The organism is Paenibacillus sp. UNC496MF (assembly GCF_900113915.1).
Taxonomy (GTDB): Bacteria; Bacillota; Bacilli; order Paenibacillales; family Paenibacillaceae; genus Paenibacillus_Z; species Paenibacillus_Z artemisiicola.
This window is the reverse complement of record NZ_FORE01000015.1, coordinates 117,553-136,388: the sequence shown is the minus strand read 5'-3', so window position 1 is coordinate 136,388 and position 18,836 is coordinate 117,553. Positions and strand designations below refer to the sequence as shown.

Annotated in this window: 13 protein-coding genes and 3 pseudogenes; 6 read left to right on the top strand and 10 right to left on the bottom strand. The window is 47.2% G+C overall.

Annotation, left to right across the window (positions count from 1 at the left end):
* Positions 1-13: 13 nt before the first annotated feature.
* A complete protein-coding gene (locus tag BMZ79_RS25760; protein ID WP_090645839.1) occupies positions 14-1,162 on the top strand; it encodes a Ger(x)C family spore germination protein in 1,149 nt (382 codons plus the stop codon).
* A gap of 48 nt (positions 1,163-1,210) precedes the next feature.
* Positions 1,211-2,272 (top strand): GerAB/ArcD/ProY family transporter, encoded by a 1,062-nt coding sequence (locus tag BMZ79_RS25755; RefSeq protein ID WP_090645836.1) that lies wholly within the window; start codon positions 1,211-1,213, stop codon positions 2,270-2,272.
* A gap of 200 nt (positions 2,273-2,472) precedes the next feature.
* Here BMZ79_RS25755 and BMZ79_RS25750 read toward each other — a convergent pair whose 3' ends face one another.
* Together BMZ79_RS25750 and BMZ79_RS25740 are read right to left on the bottom strand one after the other, a co-directional pair.
* Positions 2,473-2,790 (bottom strand): DJ-1/PfpI family protein, encoded by a 318-nt coding sequence (locus BMZ79_RS25750; protein WP_090645834.1) that lies wholly within the window; start codon positions 2,788-2,790, stop codon positions 2,473-2,475.
* Between the two features lie 341 nt (positions 2,791-3,131).
* On the bottom strand, positions 3,132-4,097 hold the full coding sequence (locus tag BMZ79_RS25740; RefSeq protein ID WP_090645828.1) for a phosphotransferase enzyme family protein: 966 nt from the start codon (positions 4,095-4,097) through the stop codon (positions 3,132-3,134).
* Between the two features lie 808 nt (positions 4,098-4,905).
* On the opposite strand from BMZ79_RS25740, the gene BMZ79_RS34440 reads away from it, so the two are divergent.
* Together BMZ79_RS34440 and BMZ79_RS25735 are read left to right on the top strand one after the other, a co-directional pair.
* The gene (locus BMZ79_RS34440; protein WP_177222341.1) at positions 4,906-5,052 is read left to right on the top strand and encodes a hypothetical protein; all 147 of its coding nucleotides are present in this window, start codon (positions 4,906-4,908) and stop codon (positions 5,050-5,052) included.
* Positions 5,053-5,090: 38 nt separating this feature from the next.
* A complete protein-coding gene (locus BMZ79_RS25735; RefSeq protein WP_090646010.1) occupies positions 5,091-5,519 on the top strand; it encodes a hypothetical protein in 429 nt (142 codons plus the stop codon).
* 355 nt (positions 5,520-5,874) lie between these two features.
* Here the strand turns inward: BMZ79_RS25735 and BMZ79_RS25730 are convergent, their stop codons facing one another.
* Positions 5,875-6,312, bottom strand: coding sequence for a YhjD family protein (locus BMZ79_RS25730; protein WP_218154792.1), 438 nt, complete (start codon positions 6,310-6,312; stop codon positions 5,875-5,877).
* A 289-nt stretch (positions 6,313-6,601) separates the two neighbouring features.
* On the opposite strand from BMZ79_RS25730, the pseudogene BMZ79_RS25720 reads away from it, so the two are divergent.
* Positions 6,602-7,572: pseudogene (locus tag BMZ79_RS25720) on the top strand (IS110 family transposase); the annotation flags it as partial.
* An 819-nt stretch (positions 7,573-8,391) separates the two neighbouring features.
* On the opposite strand, the gene BMZ79_RS25715 reads toward BMZ79_RS25720, so the two are convergent.
* The 4 genes from BMZ79_RS25715 to BMZ79_RS25700 form a co-directional block, all read right to left on the bottom strand.
* Positions 8,392-9,039 (bottom strand): NAD(P)H-binding protein, encoded by a 648-nt coding sequence (locus tag BMZ79_RS25715; RefSeq protein ID WP_256253130.1) that lies wholly within the window; start codon positions 9,037-9,039, stop codon positions 8,392-8,394.
* A gap of 46 nt (positions 9,040-9,085) precedes the next feature.
* The gene (locus tag BMZ79_RS25710) at positions 9,086-10,066 is read right to left on the bottom strand and encodes an aldo/keto reductase (protein ID WP_090646007.1); all 981 of its coding nucleotides are present in this window, start codon (positions 10,064-10,066) and stop codon (positions 9,086-9,088) included.
* 82 nt (positions 10,067-10,148) lie between these two features.
* On the bottom strand, positions 10,149-10,604 hold the full coding sequence (locus BMZ79_RS25705; RefSeq protein ID WP_090645822.1) for a MarR family winged helix-turn-helix transcriptional regulator: 456 nt from the start codon (positions 10,602-10,604) through the stop codon (positions 10,149-10,151).
* 1,059 nt (positions 10,605-11,663) lie between these two features.
* A complete protein-coding gene (locus tag BMZ79_RS25700) occupies positions 11,664-12,422 on the bottom strand; it encodes an RCC1 domain-containing protein (RefSeq protein WP_090645819.1) in 759 nt (252 codons plus the stop codon).
* Positions 12,423-12,577: 155 nt separating this feature from the next.
* On the opposite strand from BMZ79_RS25700, the pseudogene BMZ79_RS35335 reads away from it, so the two are divergent.
* Positions 12,578-13,203 (top strand): annotated as a pseudogene (locus BMZ79_RS35335) (IS3 family transposase); the annotation flags it as partial.
* A 37-nt stretch (positions 13,204-13,240) separates the two neighbouring features.
* Here the strand turns inward: BMZ79_RS35335 and BMZ79_RS25685 are convergent.
* From BMZ79_RS25685 to BMZ79_RS25675, 3 genes and pseudogenes are all read right to left on the bottom strand, one after another.
* Entirely contained in the window at positions 13,241-15,100 is a 1,860-nt protein-coding gene (locus BMZ79_RS25685) for an RCC1 domain-containing protein (RefSeq protein WP_218154791.1), read from the bottom strand.
* A 1,429-nt stretch (positions 15,101-16,529) separates the two neighbouring features.
* Positions 16,530-16,835: pseudogene (locus BMZ79_RS25680) on the bottom strand (YxeA family protein); the annotation flags it as partial.
* A 77-nt stretch (positions 16,836-16,912) separates the two neighbouring features.
* Complete coding sequence (locus tag BMZ79_RS25675) at positions 16,913-18,835, bottom strand: ABC transporter permease (RefSeq protein ID WP_256253129.1); 1,923 nt, start codon at positions 18,833-18,835, stop codon at positions 16,913-16,915.
* Between the last annotated feature and the right edge of the window lies 1 nt (position 18,836).

The following is an 18,836-nucleotide window of genomic DNA, read 5'->3' as shown; positions in this document are numbered from 1 at the left end:
AGGTGACTGTTTCATGTCGGTTAAAACAACAGCGCTAAGCGTTGCGTTCCTATTAATCGTCTTCGTGTTAACCGGCTGTTGGGATTTAAAGGAACCCAACGAGCTCTCGTTCGTTTTAGGTTCGGGGTGGGACTTAACGAGTGACAAACAATTCAAATTAAGCGTGCAAATACCTGTAGTCCGCTCGAGCAGTCCCGAACAAGGCGGGGCCGACTCCAGCAAGCCGCCTTTTACCGTAGTTAGCAGCACGGGGACCAATATAACTAACGCTGCAATGCATATTCAGGAACAGTTGTCTCGCAAGCTGTTTGCGGGTCATCGGGTTGCCCTGTTCATTAGTGAAGCCGTAGCCAGACAAGGATTTATGAAATGGCTCGACGAGCTTATACGGAATCCGGATAGCAACACGAGGGTATATATATTCATTGTCAAGGGAAGCACTGCCGAACAGTTCTTGAAGAGTGAATATGCAATGGAACGATTTTCTACCACGTTTGCGAACAGAACATCCCGCATTGTCGGATTTACAGAAAAATTATTTGATTTAGAAAAGGAAAAGAACAATCCCTCGAAATGCTTCGTCCTTCCCGTCGTTTCGGTTCATGCAAGCGGCAAGAACAGCCAAATGGCCATTGAAGAAGCAGCCATATTTGATAAGGATTATAAGATGGTCGATTTCCTAAAGGGAGAAGATGCTTTGCTCACCCTATGGATGAGGGGGAAGATCTCTCACCTTTTGCTGACGCAGCGAGTTTCTTCCGAGAATCGAACGGTTAGCCTTGACTTACAACAACTGAAACACAACCTGAGGTTCAGCAAGAACGGCGATCGTATCCGAATGAACATTAAGTTGGACGGCACCGGATTCATCCGAGAGAATAATACGAATTTGTACTTGCTATCCCCTGCTGTTAAGGAAAATGTAGCAAAAGAAATGAGTAAAAATACAGAAAAAGAAGTAATACGCGTGATCCGTTCTATTCAGAAGCAATACAAAACAGACCTATTTGGCTTTGGAAACGAAATCGCATGGAAGCATCCAGACCAATGGAAACATTTACGTGAACATTGGAGCGATACCTTCTCAAAAATGGACGTATTTGTTGAAGTCAAATTGACCATAAAAGGTGTCGGGCAAGTTGGTTCCGGTCCTAAGGGTTGAAATAACGATTACACAATTGCAAATTGCGCAGGGAGGATTGCTCGCTTTATGACTATTTCGAAGTCGCAATTGTTTTGGATGATATTTATTTCTGAGATTGTCCTATTGACCTATTTCGCCTTGGGGCCATCACTCAAACAAGCCAAGCAGGATATATGGATTACTTATTTTCTGGCAGGAGGGGGCGCCGCGATTGGTTCATTTCTAATGGTCAAGGTCAGTTTATTACAACCTAATAAAACGATCATGGAGTACAGTCAGCTTATTCTTGGCAAATGGTTGGGCAAACCGATTGCACTCGCTTACATTTGTTTTTGGTTCTTTATCATGATGATTATGCTGCATGGAACGGTGGACTTTATTAAAACGAATCTTCTCTATCAAACACCGGCAATTGTTATCATGCTTTTAGAAATTGTTCTGATGCTTTACTTTAATCTGGCTGGGGGAATAACGACGATCGGACGCTCTAGTCAAGTAATCGGACCTCTTCTCTTTATTGCTGCATTTTTACCATTATTACTTAACAGTCACCATATGGATCTCCATCAGTTATTGCCCGTTTACGAAGAAGGCGAACCAATCGTTAAGGGAGCATTAATTGTATTTTGTTTTGCCGGTGAAACCTCCGTAATTATGATGATTGCCGCTTTTATGAAGGATACCAATAAAGCAGTATCGAGTGTGATGAACGCGATCGGCTTTGGAACTATGTGGGGTGTCTTAATGTCCGTTGCAGTTATTCTGGTATTCGGACCGATTAGCGCTGCAGACATGTATCATCCGCAATTTATGTACATGAAATCGATTTCGATCTTGAATTTCATCCAAAATTTCGATTTGGTGATCACGTTCTTCTTACAATTCGGCATTATGATAAAGCTCGCCTATCATTTGTTTATTTCGAGCTACGGCATGGCTCAGCTTCTCCGAATCCGAAATTGGCATAATGTTACTTGGTCGATGGCTGTATTATTATTCATCTGTATGCTGCTCACTTCAGATTTGAGCTATGAATTTTATATAAAACCGTGGATTTTTCTCATTTTCAACCTGGCCATTCCTTGTTTGTTGTGGGCAGTCCAACAAGTCAAAAGAACTTTCACTTAACGTTACGCACGCCTTCTGCTTCGGTGACTAATCCGGGAGTCGGTTTAGACTATGAACGACCTTCTCAGCCAGATCGTATCTCGGAGGAAACCATGGCGGATATTAGCTGGTTTTAGTTGAAGGAGCACTGATTTATACTGCAAGAAATGCAAATGTAGACAGATCACTGAAGATACTCAGAAGGTTATTGCATATGACTTTCAAAGCCCATCGTACTCTACGGTATCTGCTGCTATGCGGGCCGCTTTTTCACCCATAAGTCTCTTGATAAGATGAAATGATAAATGCAGCCCCGCATCTGGGCCTTGTGCAGTAATAATGTTTCCCTCATCTACTAACTTTTGATCCTGAATTACCGTAATTTCAGGAAAATACTTCTGAAGGATATCCAGCGCTTTTCGGTTGGTTGTTGCTTTTTTTCCGTTTAACAGCCCCGCTTGAGCTAAAGCGAATGCACCAGTACAGACAGATGTCATCAATTCTATAGTTCTCATTTGATCGGTAATCCACTGGATCAACCTTCATTTCCTTTCAGTTTGCGGATTACCGGTTGAAAACCCCCTGGAATCAAAGCAATATCAAATTGGGGGGGCATTCTCAATGCTGTAGTCGGCCATAATGCGAAGGCCGTTGCTGGCCGTTACCATTCCCCCGGTTTCGGATACCGTTTGGACTAAAAATGGCTTATGTTGCTCATCCGCTGAGCAAAGGATCATATTCTGAACATCTTGAGCACTGTATCGAGCAACTGATAGGATCTCAGACGGACCTACGAAGTCAAAGGCGTCGACCTGATCAAATACGAGCACTCCTACTGACCATTGTTTCATAAGTTTCATTCACTCTAACAAGAGGAACGTTACGGTTCACCGGCTGCTTCCTCCGCCAAGATATTTTGAAACAACTTCATGGCGTCTGCCTTGGTTGCTTCCCCTAAGTCGTCCCTGAAACACACGTTTCGAGCACACTCGATCAGATCCTGAAGGACTCTTTCCAAGCGGTAATAGGTGAGCACCGTCTCATCGACCTCTACGGCCCCGTACCCCTGAAAAAAATCATGCGGATGACTGACAAAGATAAAGTCTCGTTCTTTGGGAGCGAGCATCACCTCGTCCCAATCGATGACAAACACTTGTCCACCGGGATTTCGGATTAAATTGGCAGGATGCAGATCCGCATGGCATATTACAAGCGGGCGTGTTTGCGATTTAAGCGATCTTGCCAGCTTTTCCAATGAGGTTAACTTATCATGTATCGTTAACCTATGCGCTACCCAAGAAGCATGAAGCGTATTCTCTAACGTACTTCCGCCTTCAAAGCGCGTAAGTTGATCCTCAATGGCTCGTATCCCTTGAACATATACCGTCGAATCAAAGGTCTCCCGTCGGATCGACTTAAATTCTTGAGGCGGCAAAGCAATCTGGTGAATCCGTCTTAAGATCGTCCCCATCTTCTTCCACTGCTCGGCTGACATTCCATTGAAGCTTGAATCCCCTATAATAAAGGGATAGACAACGATGGTCCAATTATCTATCCGGGTCCAAAGTGCGCCGCTCTTGGTAGAAATGGGAGCAACGACACCTGTAATCCCCTGATTATGGAGGAATCGAGGAATCAGATATTGTGGTTTGTATAAAGGTCTTGAAGTGACTTTGAGCAGGTAGGCAGTTCCCTGCACGCTAACCACGCGATATACTGCAGAACGATAATCAAGTCCCAGCGGAAGAAGCTCAAGTGTGGCGGGAGTCACATCATAATGCTTCTTAAGATTGAATCGAAGGCGTACCTCTGAAATCCGAGGTAAATGACGCATATGCCCATTCATTCCTTCCTGTCTAAGCGTGATTTTTGCTGATTTTCATAATTTTTCTTATGTATTTTATTAAGAAGTGTTCCCTTTAGCTGAACCAGTCACTCACATTACATTGGCCATACCGATTGTTCCTCACACTCGTCACTTTGGTCCGATCGAAGACCATCGTGTGCCAGTCACCCGCCGCTCACCATGTCACGCCAACTACCCACATTACATTGAGCTTCATATTTTCGGCCTGCAGCTACCGCCGTCCCATCCAATTGAAGTCCGACGGTACGAAGCCACCCGGCAACTACCGCTATAATATCGCGCCAAGCATTTGCATCGCATTGGTCATGCTTATTTCAACCTAATGGCGCTACCGTGCCGCCGTCGGATGCAAGAACGATCGTATATGCATTCCCCGTATTCTTCGGGATAACCGCAACCGCCACAATATCGCACCGACCGCTTACATCGTATTGGCCATATTTATTATCCTGCCGTCACTGTGCCGTCCGTAAAGAGACCAACGGAATGGCGACGACCGCCGCTATGGTATTTTTAGACCACTTTCTCGTCGTTAACGCCATTCTAGCCGGTAAAGTACGATCCATATTTCGCCTCATATCCATTAATACAATTAGGTCATACTCCTTGCGAACTTTGCAAGCGGCTAACATTTATATATTTCACCCATTCATTGAATTAACCTGCCCGTTAGCATTCCTATAGATGGATTACTTTCGTCTATGCAAAGGAAAAGCGCCTCTGTACGATGGGAGTACGCAAGGGGTCATAGCCCTTAAATTCCCATCATCCAGGAGGACGCTCTACTATGAAGTTAAAAATCAACTCATTGAAAATGATTACCGCCCAGCACCTCGTTGTCGGGATCAACATCGCAGGAAATAAATCAGCAGGAGCAAGCCGAAGATGGCCGGCATCCAAGCCTGTGGCCCAAAAGACTCACTTAAACTATTAAACTCTCATAACTTGGTTACAAAGGAGGTGATAGAAACGATGGCTCAATTACTCGATATTGGCACCTCACAAAATGCAAGTTACGGTTTTTCTATTTCAATCCCATTAACCGGAGGAATCCCAACAAGTATAGGTAGTGTCAACCTCAATGTAACCGGCGGAGAGTTTATACGTGTACAACTATCTGGCATCGCTGGCGTGGAAATTTCTACTCCGTTGCCTCCGGATACAGTAATCTCTATTGCCATTGTTCGTGGAACAACGGTGAATGATTTAATCGTTGCATACGCCGTGTATCCAGTAGGAGCTGACAATAGTAACGTACAAGTTGTAACAATCGAGGCATCCGATTACAATGTGCCTTTACCACCATCAAATGAGTTGCAATACACATTATTTCTATTTTGCTCTGTAGACTGTACCCGTATAGGAATGGAAAGTTTCAATGCAGTTGCATATTCCAATTGAATAATTAACAGAGACGATAGTTTGGGAGCAGAATTACCAAGTTCTGCTCCCTGCTTTCATCGATGTATGCGGATTTATCAATTGGAATCCAGTGCTGTTGAATTCTAAGCGCATCCGATCGTTTTTTATATAAGGACAGCATTAGGTGCAGAAGGCGCAACAAATCTGGCTTTCTTTCTAATCACTGTTGCACCGATCTGCGGTCAACCGCTTTCTCGCGCGTCGAACGTTTGGTTTCAAGCATGGAATCAAGACATCAAAGATCTAACCGCTAATTCGTTGCTAAACATGCCCGTGCTGGGCTTGGCTTCCCTTGATGAACGGATGCGGTTTCACATGGGTCACAGCAGCACACCTACGGTATTTCGACAGTATTCGAAGCAACGTTTGCTACATCTGTGAAGGAACGGGACTTGAATGGCTCTGATACAAGTGCGAAATACTCCCCAAACTTAATCGAGAGCTGTGTCTTTGCGACGTCCCTGGTCATCCCGAAGGTATCCTCGAAAGCCCGACAAACGATGTGATAGCTAAGAACCAAATTCTTTTGTTCGCCTTCCCACCATTTGATATTTGCCTTGCGCAGCTGCAGCCGAATATTCTTTAGATCGGCAAGTACTAAATCAAGCAACCGGTCTGCTGCCTTGAGGAATATTGGCCGCAAAAGATTCGTCGAATTTTCAATTTGCTTGCGGTTAAAATCAATCATCTCGAGCATCTTGAGCAATATGATATTGTCTCTGACGAGACCGCGCTCTTCAGTCGTGATCATTCTTGCAAATTTATCCTGCATAGCGATTCACCAATTCAAACGCCAGTATATTTTCAATTACGAACACGCGTGGCCCTTTTGACGTTAAACAATACGCCCTGATCTGCCCGTCAACCATTGATTTTACTTCAATATTCCGCTGTGTAATCCGACCGCGCCGATCAACGTAGACAATCTGTAATGTGTGTCCTTTATAATTTTCGAGTTTCAACGCAATCCCCTCCGATACGAACGTATGATCTTATTATAACCAGAACATATGTTTGTCATGCAAGGGGTATTTTTATGGAAAAGGTCTGCCCGGAGACCCGAAGTCGTTCTCGTTAATCCTCATCTCGTTAAAAAGAATAAGGAAAACCGAGATAATCCCCCTTCAAAGAGTGACAAAAAAGATGCGCTCGTCATTGCAGACATGGTCAAAAACGGCTACTACTCTTTCGTCCGTAACACACCTGAGGCTTTTGAAGAGCTGCGTGTTTATCTCTCTAACCGCGACTCTATCGTGACGAGGCTCGTTAGTGCTAAAAACCAAATTCATCGTTGGGTAGACGTTGTTTTCCCCGAGCCGCGTCAGGTCTTTAAGTGCCTCATGTGCACCGGTTCGTTGGCCACTCTTCGTCTGTTTCTACACCTGAAGAACTCTGTAAACTACAGCCTCACGACATCATCGAGGGTTGGAAAACACTCATGAAACGCCATTCTGGTGAGCGAAAAGCTCGGGCTCTCATCGCCCTGGCTAGCCGTTCTGTTGGCTCTAAACAAGCCACGCAAGCATACAAACTTCACTTAGAACAGTTACTCGATGAGTACGACCTTGCTTGCCAGCAGCTTAAAACGGTTGAGGCTGAGATTAATGCTGTGTTGGATCGTATTCCGTTTGCTAAATCCATGCTCGCGGTTAAAGGGATTAGTGCCATTTCATTAGCTGGTATTCTTGGTGAGGCCGGAGATTTAAGCCGCTTTGTTCACGGCAATGCGCTGTTGCGTCATGCCGGTCTCAACCTGGCAGAAGCAAGCTCGGGCAAATGGACCGGACAGATGAAGATTAGTAAGCGTGGACGATCTCGACTTCGACGTTTCATCTTCATGATGACCATGAGTTTAATTGCAAACAACCCTGAGTTCAAGGCTATTCATGCGCACAATGTACAAGTGAAAAAGATGAAGAAAATGAGGTCACTTATGAAACTATGCGGTAAATTAGCTCGAGTTCTCGTTGGTATGGCCAGAAGCCGGGAAGATTACAATCCTCACAAAACGATGTCCATTCAGCTAGCTGCTTATTCATTATCTAACCGTTTCGTTGTACGAATTTCGGCTTATTCGCGGGATTTCAAAAGAAAGCACGGAGTACCGGATACATTAAACCAAAGGGCACTGACCCGTACCGATAGCAAGACCGGCCTCCACCCCTTGGACAGGCGTAACGAAGGAATGAGAGGGCAAAGACCCGTTGAGACATGGGAGTGAAAACCTACAGGGGGGGCGTGGAGCATGCGTGCAGTATATGGAAGGATATGGGAGGGCGACCTCCCCCTCTATATCGTCATGCCTTCATGTTGTTCTGGTCTTCAACAGTAGTCCTGAAACTATCTTTCCGCATTTCTGTCAAAGGCGAAATCCTGCGAATAAGCGAGCATTCGTGAGAAAACTGAATCGTACTGAGGGAGCTTAATAATCCGAGTGGGCTCAAAAGTGAAAATGGTGTTAACTAATGCCACCTCTATTCTCAATTGACCCACATAGCTCTATTCTTTATCTTCATTCATGTATAAGTATTTGTCAGGTCTAATGAATAAATAATAGGGCATCAAAAAATGGAATAATGGCTTTTATGCCTTTAATTGGCCTTCCCTATTAGCATCTTTTAACGCAATCAACCTTGTTGATGAGACATCGATTCTTTCAATACCTCTCTAATACTCACCGGAGGTCGACCGATCAAATGAGCTAGAGTGGGATCGACTTGCGTGAAATCGCCCTGACGGCTCGCTAGAAACATCCCCATCCGCATATTTACGCTAGCTTCCGGTACACCTTGAGACAGCATGCGGTCCCGAAACTCTTCGTCCGACACAACGATTCGACGGATAGTCCTCCCTAAGAAGCGATTGTCGCAATCCCTTCCATGTCAATGGCTTCGGATGCCGTTAAATTGGGAGTCATGCCATCTAATTTCTGCTCGCTTATGATCGCTGCCGTAGCTTCGGCTAAGTCGGAGTGGACTGTCCAAGCAACCGGGCCGTCTTCAGGAGCGATCAATTCCCCTGTTTTTATGGCTCCGCCGATCAACATGGGTGCCGCTGCGGCGTAATAGCCATTACGGAGCGACGTGAAAGGCATACCTGAAGCTTTCAGCAGTTCTTCGGTAGCCGCGTGGTCAATCATGGGAGCGAAGTGCGATGTTGGGGAAGAGCCCATGTGACTTGTGTATAGCAACCTACTAGCCCCTGCCTTCTTGGCAGCATCAATCGCTGCTTGATGCTGCCATATACCATGCGGGATACCGGCCTCGCCCATGATGCCGGTCGAAACGATGAGAACCTGCGATGCCCCCTCAAAGGCCTGATATAGACTCTCGGCATCGTCGAAATCGCCCCGACGAACACGAACTCCGCGTTCCTGAAGCTCTCGTGCCTGATTCGGATCGCGGACGCTGACACCGATCTGATTCGCAGGTACACGCTTAAGCAACTGCTCAACCACGGCCCGCCCTAATTTCCCGTTGGCTCCGGTAACGATAATCATGACAACAACATCCTTTCACTTTGTATGATTGTGCTGCCTGTACTCTTTATCCACGAACAGTCTTACCGTTTCTAAATTGCATATTGGGAAAAGAAGCGCCTGCAATCTCATGTTCCGGTATCGCCTCTTCTATCTCCATGACATCATCTTTAGTCAGATGAATATCAAGAGACTGCAATGCCTCTTGAAGATGCACCGGCGATACGGTACCAATGAGCGGTTTGATGTCATCGCCTTTGGATAATATCCAGGCAAGCGCAAGTTGGGATAACGTCATTTGTTTTTTTGCGGCAATCTCACCTAACTTTTTAGCCAGAACAACATTCTTCTCTATATTCCCTTCGAAAAATAACGGAATGTAGCCGCCTTTGTTTTTTTGAACCCGCTCCTCTGTCCAGTTGCCGGCAAGGAGTCCATGAGCTACCGCCCCAAAAGCAACTATGCCGATCCCCAATTCCCTTGCAGTCGGTATAATCTCTTTTTCAAGGCTTCGGTTAAAAAGCGAGTACTCGGACTCCACCAAGCTGATCGGATACGTCGCATGCGCTCTTCTCAACGTCTCTGCATCGACCTGGCTGACTCCAATTTCCTTGACATAGCCGGCCTTAACCAGTTCTGATATGGCGCCTATCGTTTCTTCGACAGGGATACCCAAATCGATTCTTGCGGGCAGATAAAGGTCTATATAGTCGAGATCGAGTCGTTTGAGCGAATAAGCAAGATAGTTCTTCACATGATTGGGGGAGACGTCCAGTCCGTAAAGGGAGCCGTCAAGCGTGTTTAATGCTCCAAACTTTAGCGATATAAAATAGTCATCCCTTTTGTATCCCTTCAGCGCATCCGCGATGACCATCTCGCTTTGGCCTGCACCGTAAAAATCCGCCGTGTTGAGATGATTTATTCCACTCTTGAAAGCGGCATGAATGGCGGCAATGCCAGCACTTTTGACAGCCTCATTGACATTTGACATATGACCGCAGCCGAGTCCAATTCTGGATAGCTCCAGTCCATTTCGTTGATTCTTCATCATCACAACCTCCTGACTATTATTTCGCTAAATGTGTAGCCGTCTACACATTTGTTTAAAAGAAAAACCTATGGCATATACATTACTTCAACAGCTGTTTTTCGACGTTTTCAAAAGCACGGGTCAGCAGAGAGGCAAACATGGCTTTTTCGGCATCAGACATCCCTTGCGTGATCAATTCTTCCGATTTCGAGAAGGCATCGCTTCTCCCGTTAATATATTGTTTGGCTTTGGCCGTGACATCAATACGGAGGTTGCGTCCGTCGGTATGATTGCTACTGCGCGTGATAAATCCGGATTTCTCTAGACCGTTCAACAAATTTGTCACGGACGGACCGCTTAGAGCCATTGTTTGCTCAAGAAACTTGCGGTTAATCTCGATTTGCTCCTCTAAGGATTGATGAATATGCGATAGAAGAATCGCTTGCGAGCTATTCAAGCCGTGTTCCTTCAGAAGCTGGTCGATGATCTCCCGAACCCTTTGCGCGATGACTTTAATGTATAGACTGTAGGGGTACTTGTCGAAAATGCTTGGCATAGGTTTCTCCTCAAAATCATGTAGATGTCTACACTATATGTTCGATTATCCGTTCTGTCAATGATAAGTTTCCAATTTCCGCCATTACTTGTGGTATGGTTCACCGTATCACTCTAACGGCGAATTAGGGAGCATCCACCGAATGGATGCTCCTTTTCTTTGTCTAGTGAATATTTCGGTGTGGCAGAGCCGCGGGGTTAATGAGCGAGAGCCATGATATTATAGTTCAATGGATTAATCTTGTTGTTAACATTTAAATGAAGGGAATGAGCACCTAGCTAGTTGAGCATGAAATGTATTTTCCCAGAATCCCCATTTTTCAAGTGGTAATTCTCCAACGATTTGTAATCCCGAGGGTTCAACGATCAACTGAAACAATACCTTTTTCGTTAGCTGAAATTTCTGTATTATCATAAAAACAGATATCCATTAATCGTTCTCCGTTCAATATTTTCTTGGTTAATTGACTACCACCGATAATAACGCTATCAATGACGTTTATCGGGAATGGGAAAGTTCATGTAATAGAGATTTGACAAGAACTTTATCCCAAAACAAAAAAATGCCGCGATTTACGCGACATTTAAAGAGACAATGTTCTTGGCACCCGACATCAGAACTTATGTCATAAATGACATCAGTGATTATCAGTTTGGATACTCACATATACGAAAACCTTCTTAGTCGGACTGTAATCTTGGGCTGTATGTCCTTTCACACTCCACGATGCGGTGTACCCTTCCGGTATATCGGCAGCGCTATGCTCGGTACCATTCGGGAGCTTGTCCGTCGTGATCGGTAATGGGTGACCGTCCCTCGAGGCCTCCATGATCAAGTCATAATTTTTGCCTGGCGGCGAAAGCATGGAGACATTCACTTTCCCATGCTCGCCTTTAGGGAAGGTCCACGATCCGCTGAACACTTGGTTTGGCGACGAAAGGTACCCGTAATATAACGAAACCCGATACGTGTGCTGGTCATCCGAATACGTTTTAGAATCGGATAACTGTAAAGAACCTTGAGTCGAAACGGCAGTCGTGGTGACGATCACGCCTTGGTTCAGACTTTCATGGCTATCGGCATCGACGGCGACCACTGTATAGCAGTAGTAGGTTTGGGGAGACAGCCCCTCCGCTTCGATTTGTCGATTGCCCGGTTACCAATGCCCAGCTGGCCGTACAAATTTCTCCCCCAGGCCCAAACGGTTCCGTCGCTTTTGAGTGCCAAACTATGATCAATTCCCGCTGCAATCGCGACTGCCGAACGAAGATCTTTCACCTGAACGGGACCTGCGTTATCCGAGGGGCTCCATCCATCGCTCGATGAATATCTTCCATCGCCGAGTTGGCCCCATAGATTGTCGCCCCACGCCCAGACGGTCCCGTCGCTTTTGAGTGCCAAATTATGAATATCCCCTGAAGCAATGGCGACCATGGAGCTAAGGTTGCATACTTGAACGGGAGCCGAGCGATCGGGACCGTCCGTTGGATCGCATAATCCGAGTTGGCGTTCGTAATTACTGCCCCACGCCCAGACGGTTCCGTCGCTTTGGAGCACCAAATTATGCCGAGTACCTACAGATATAGCGGCTGCAGAACCGAGACCTTGCAGCTTAACGGGAGTTCGAAATCCTGGCGACCACTGCCAAACGGATCCGTCCTCCGTAAACGCTTGACCACCTGCTTCAATCATTGTTACACCCGTTTTTGAATGCTCTGCCACGTCTGCGGAAGCGGCTTCAGCGGCGGCTGCCCGAAAGGGTAAAAGCAGCGTCAGCAACAGCAACCCGCAAATGAATAGCATCCATTGTCGTTTCATCCATCTTCCCTCCTATCCTTGATTATCCACCTCAATCTACCATATTACGGAAATATAATAATCCGGGCATCCGATCCTCCTGACCCACCCTACAAGTTCGAAATAAAAAGACCAGGTTGTTTGATAATGCTTGGTATCATCCCCTTACGGTAGACAAGAAAGTACGACGACTCATGCGAGAGTTGGGAATTCAATCTGTCATTCGTAAAAAACGTCCCTTTGCAGGTCGTAAGCCTTCTGTGCAATTCCCGAATGTGTTGAACCGGGAGTTCGCGGCAACAGATAAACGCAAACTCGTTACCGACATTACCTACATTCGTGTTGGGCATGAATTTCTCTTTCTTTCCGTTATTCTAGACCTCTTCAACAATGAAGTAATGGGCGTGGAAGCTTAGTGCGCGAAATGACCTTGAGCTTGTGCTGGAGACCGTCAAAGAGCCGAATGCACCAAATGCGTTACTTCACGCTGACCATCACAAAGACTTACGCAAAGTTGTTGGCGGATTATGGTCTGCAAGGAAGCCATTCAAGACGTGGAAACTGTTTTGATAATGCTTGCATCGAATCCTTTTTCTCTCACTTGAAGACCGAGAAGCTTCACCTGGGAAAACTAAGAAGTGAAGCTGAGGCCAGACAGTTAATTACGGAGTATATAACCTATTACATTCAAGAACGATTCCAAAAAAAATCAGGCGATCGCTCTCCTGTTGAATTCAGGAAGGCGACCGCCGTTAATTGCCTCTTTTTAACTGTCTACTTGATAGGAGTAAGACCAGTTTAGGCGGACTTGATTTGGATAATGTTCTTGTCACATGATATCAGTGATTATCATACGTGATACTCACATAGACGATAACCTTCTTATCTAGACTATAATCTTGGTCGGTATGCCCTTTAACTTTCCACACGGCTGTGTCGCCTATGGGCACTCCGGCAACACTGTACTCGGAGCCGTCTGAGAGTTCGGTCGTTAGGCTCGGATAATGGTACCCTCCTTCGTTCACGGTCTCTACACTAAGATCGTAATTTTCCCCATCCGCAGAAAGCATAGAGACATTCACGACCCCATGATAACCTTCAGGGGGAGTCCAAGATCCAATCAACACTTGGCTTGGAGATGTGAGGTACCCGTCGTATAACAAATACTCATGCTTGGACCAACCGTCGGATACCGTTTTGGAATCGGAAAGCCGAAAAGTACCGGGAGTCGTAATGGCTGCCGTAGTGACTTGCACGTCTTTCTTCTCGCTCTGGTTGCCGTCGGCATCGACGGCAACCAGTGAATAGATGTAGTTTGAATCCGGAGACAGCTCCTTTACTTCATAGGTGGTAATGTCCGCATTCAAAGTAGCTAGCAGCGTGTATCCTTGGTCGTAAACCAAGTACTTGTCTACACCCGTTTTATCCATAGCCGGCTGCCAGTTCAGGCGTACGCTGTTGTAGGTTACATCGGTCACCGTCAGAACGTCACCCCGAGGCCACTGCGGCGCTTCGGGTGTGTCTTGCCAAATTCCTTGAACTTGTACGGGCGTATGACTGCCTGTTATCGGAGGCCAAAAATGAAGTCCCCACTCCCAGACGGTATTATCGCTTTTGAGTGCCAAATTTTGATCAGAACCCGCAGAGATGGAGGCCACTGAACCGAGACCCTGCACTTGAACGGGGGAAGAACTGCTGCGGGCTGAGCTTCCATCTCCCAGTTGACCAAAATCATTATATCCCCATGCCCAAACGGTTCCGTCGCTTTTCAGCGCCAAGCTATGTCCACTACCCGCATCGATCGCGGTCACTGAATCGAGATGGATGACCTCAACGGGCGAAGTACGGCTCGTCGTCGTTCCGTCGCCGAGTTTGCCGTCGTAATTATTGCCCCACGCCCAGACGGTTCCGTCGCTTTTGAGTGCCAAACTATGCGAATTCCCCGACGAAGAGCCCGCAACAACGTCGATTACCTCATCGAGACCCTGTACTTGAACCGGCGTATAACGGTTTTTCATGCTTCCATCGCCCAGTTCGCCGCTTACATTGCTCCCCCATCCCCAGACGGTACCATCGCTTTTGAGTGCCAAACTATGACGATCACCCGCAGCAATGTCGATTACCGAACCGAGACCCTGTACTTGAACCGGCGCATAACGCGCTGTCGTGCTTCCATCGCCTAGTGTACCGTACTGATTCGTCCCCCAGGACCATACCGTTCCATCGCTTTTAACGGCCAAATTATGATTATTTCCTGCAGCAATGGCAACCACGGAGCTAAGACCGGTTACCTGGACGGGGGAAGAACTGACCCCTCCCGCTCTTCCATTACCCAGTTGACCCAAAAAGTTGCATCCCCATGCCCAGACAGTACCGTCGCTTTTTAGTGCCAAGCTATGATCCGAACCTGCAGCGATAACGACAACCGAATCAAGGCCCTGCACTTGAACCGGAGGATCAGCTTCCTTTGTTGTACCTCCATAGCCCAGTTGGCCATATGCATTGTTTCCCCACGACCATACCGTTCCGTCTTGTTTTAAAGCGAGAGCATGCCCCCCTCCTTCTGTAACCATCGTTACATCAGAATCCGAACCTCCTGCTTCCACCATGGAGCTGAAGTCGGCGGCAGCAGCCTGAAAGGGCACAAACAGCATCAGCATTAGAGTCCCGAAAACTGAAAGCAAAAGCCATCGTTTCATTCCATTTTCCTCCAATGACCGTATTTGATTTAGATTATACTATTATTTGGAAAATCCAAAAGCACTCCATCGAGCCATAACCAAAGACCTATTATGCTTGCACTCCCTTCGGAAGTAGGATAAAGTACGTGTCATTCGAATTTGGCAAGAACTTTATTCCACAACGAAAAAGCCGCGTTTACGCGGCCTAATGAGGTAATGTTCGTGTCACCCGACAGGACGAGTCGGTTAGCTCAAGCGAGACTTCTCGCTGTGCAAAATGATGGGTACAGAATTTCTCGTACTTAGGAGATCATGGTTTCCCTTCGATTGTGAATGAAATTCAACCCAACCGCTAAATACAGGGTCCTAGTTTTTTGCTTTAGGCAACTCAACAACGTATCCGCAGCTGCTTCTACTAGTACCTCATCATTGCCAACCTACTCCCATGTATATCTAAAGGCTGGACCGTATTATATTCTTTACGCGCATCCCACTGCTCCATTGTAGATTAGAATAATCGGAAATCCTTGAAGTTAGAAGTATACTTTCATCGTATAGAACAAGTACTTGATGCACATTATCCCAATGATATTTTAGACTCTTTGTAAAGCCCTGAATCGCCCTTACTGGGTGGGACAAACATTTTCTTCATGGAATTCGCGTCCTCATGGCGATTCGGGAAACCATCGTCCATCGTCTTGTCAGTATCAAGAACTAGATTCACCGCTGGTTCGACACTGTCTTGCCGCTTCATGACAGCTTTCCAACCGTACCTGGCGAACCGTGAGTTTTTGAAAATCAGTAGCCGTAGGAAAGAGACACAGGGTAACTAGCGATCCGAAGCCCATGAGGTGCTTGTACACCTGCCGAAGCTTGGGAAGCTCTGTCAACGCGCTCGGTCGGCACCCGGCATGCCGAGAAAGCCTACAAGCTTCATCTGCCACAGCTGCTGGCAATATGAACAGGGTCTGGAACAACTGCAGAGGATGATGTGCAACTGACTGGCCAAGATTCCGTTGGATAAAGCCCTAAACGCTTCGCGAAAAGGCGTGCTATACTCCCCCTGTGAGGCTGCTGAATCTTCAGGAGCCTTTTTTTGCGAACAACCAATTTGTTAAATTAATCTGACCATAAGCAAAAAGGCCAATGAGCAATAGGTTAGCTCGCAGTGGTTTGCTGGCAGTACGGCTCGGACACATAGAATGACGGACCGACACTTCCTGTATGCCGCGTGCTGCGTGACTTGCTGATTGACAACTCGCTGACATCGCATTTATTTATTGTGCGAATCTCTTCAATCAAGTCAATCATTATTCTCTTCTGCCCGGAGGCAAAACGGCAGCCATGAAGGTGGCGAGCGTTTCTGCCAGAAAACTGCCATGGCCAACTCATATCTCAAAAAAAGCCCATTTCATGGGCATTTTTTGAGAGCTAAAGAAAACTCTGTTCATCGTGCGAATGCTTCAGGCAGCTCCTCTTCAGTGATTTTTTCATATTCTTGCGTATAAGCGCCCTTGGCCAATACTTTTAAATAGCTCCCTATCGGCAGTTCAGTGCTAGCCGTAAATTTAACTTTTTTCTTCATCCCCCCCGCGTTGATGCCTGTAAGCTTATAAGCAACTCTGCCGTGTGGTTCAGTCTCCCCGGGGTGGTTAATTTGGACAAAGACGAACTCCTTGGTAAGGAAAGGGTTGAAGCGATCTACTTCTTCCCTGTTCTTCAAGACGAACAGAGCGGTCAGAATAACAAGAACGGCTGCGGTTAACGATACTTTTTTTTCTTCATTGGCTTTCCCCTTCTCGAAGACAAGCTATCTGGCCAATATTCAATTTACATGGCATGATTGACGATTCTCTTATAGTACCTCATCGTTAATAAAACGAAGATAAAATAAATCAAGACGTACCCGCCCATGGCCGTCGCCGACGGTACCAAGATGTTCGAAGGCACCAGCACGGAGACGGTTTTGACGGCAAAAGCAGAATGCGCCATCCCGATCGCGAGCGGGATCGTGAAAACGAACAACTGCTTGCGCAGAATGCCATTGAGAATGTCCTTCGTCTCGAATCCGAGCTGCCTTAGGATAACGAAACTGGGCTTCTCTTGCTCCGCTTCCGTCATCTGTTTGAAATACAGCATGCTGCCCGTCGATATCAGGAAGACGAGTCCCAGAAAGCCCGTGATGAAAATTAACAAACCGAAGCTTTGCAGCTTGTCGCGGTATTCGCGCTCGAAGTCGAACGGATGGCTTCCTTCGGGCACAAATGCCGCATAGGCTTCCGACGCTGCCTCGCGCTGCGACTTGTCCGGTACCCGAAACGTGTCGAACGCGACAGCTGCATAACGGGGATTCTCTACCGTCTGCTCCTGTTCATACTGGGGCAAGGCCATCATTCGAATCTTGAGCGCTTGGAACGTAGACTCGGATACGACAAGCTGATCTCCGTAGACATTGTAATTCATGACGAACCGGTTGACGACATCCGTCAACTGAAGCCTGTCCCCGCTCTTGAGCGGATCCAGCTCGATCGATTTGGGAAAGCTCGTATATTGCGGTTGGGTTAATTCGTCAATCTTAGCATTCCCGTTATACATGGCCGCTTCATTAGGCCCGGGCACCACAATGTCCGCGCCCGTCTGCCGAAGCTGCTCGGCGGGCATCACCAGCAGCGTCGTTTCTTCAACCAACGCCTGGCTGGGAAGATCGCGGATCGTGCCCGTAAGGCGAATGGCTTCCACTCGCCGGTGAGCGTATCGTATCCCTTTGGCGTCCAACGCCTCGCCGAATAGTCTGGCGGCGTTCGCCCCACCGTCCTCGATCGCGAAGTCGTACGGCAGCGCGTTGCGAGTGTCCTTCCCCACGGAGTAATAAAACGAGTAGGCCGCGGCGACCATCGTAAGCGTCATGGCCGACAGCACGGTGATTACGGTAAGTGAATTGGCTTGTCCCTTCATCCTATGCATGAGGGGAGCGAGCGACAAGGCCCGGCTCAATCCGAGATGCCCGTTAGCGGCCCTGCGAATCCGGTCGAACAGCCACCCGATCGTAACGCGGAACAAGAGGTAGGTCCCGGTGATAATCGATCCAAAAATTGCGAGGCTATCGAGGAACAACGTGTTCTCCGAGATCTTCCCCGATTGCCAATAACCGTACAGAATCAAGGCTATGCCAAGCAAGGCCAACACTGCAGCCACAGCGGATGCAGGCGTAGTAGGATGCTCTTGCCGTTTCTCCGCCTGGAACAAGTCGATCAACGTCGTCCGGTACGTTATCCGCAGAATCTGAATCGAAGTTACTACGATCAGAGCGGCAAATACGGCCACCGATTGATAGATGGCCGAGAGGGAGAATTTGACGGTTACGACCCCCTCTAATCCCAGCAAGCTGCTGATCAGCACTAGGAAAATCCGGTATACCAGCGCGCCGCAGACGATGCCCACGACAAGCGCCCCTATGCCGAGAAGCATGTTTTCGAGCAGCAGAAATCGCGCGACGCCTCTTTTCGTCAAGCCGATCAGCTGGTATAGCCCAATCTCTTTGCTGCGGCGATTGAGGAACAGACGGTTCGCATAAGTCGTGAACACCGTTACGATAAGAAGCAGCAATACGCCCGCCGCCAGGAAGGACTGCGAAAAAACGAAGCTGCCATCCATCCGATCGGGGATGGAGGCGTCGTGCTGCAGGGTAGCGAACACGAAATAGAGACTCGTGCAAAAAATAAACACGAAAAAATAAAGATAGTAGTGCTTCATG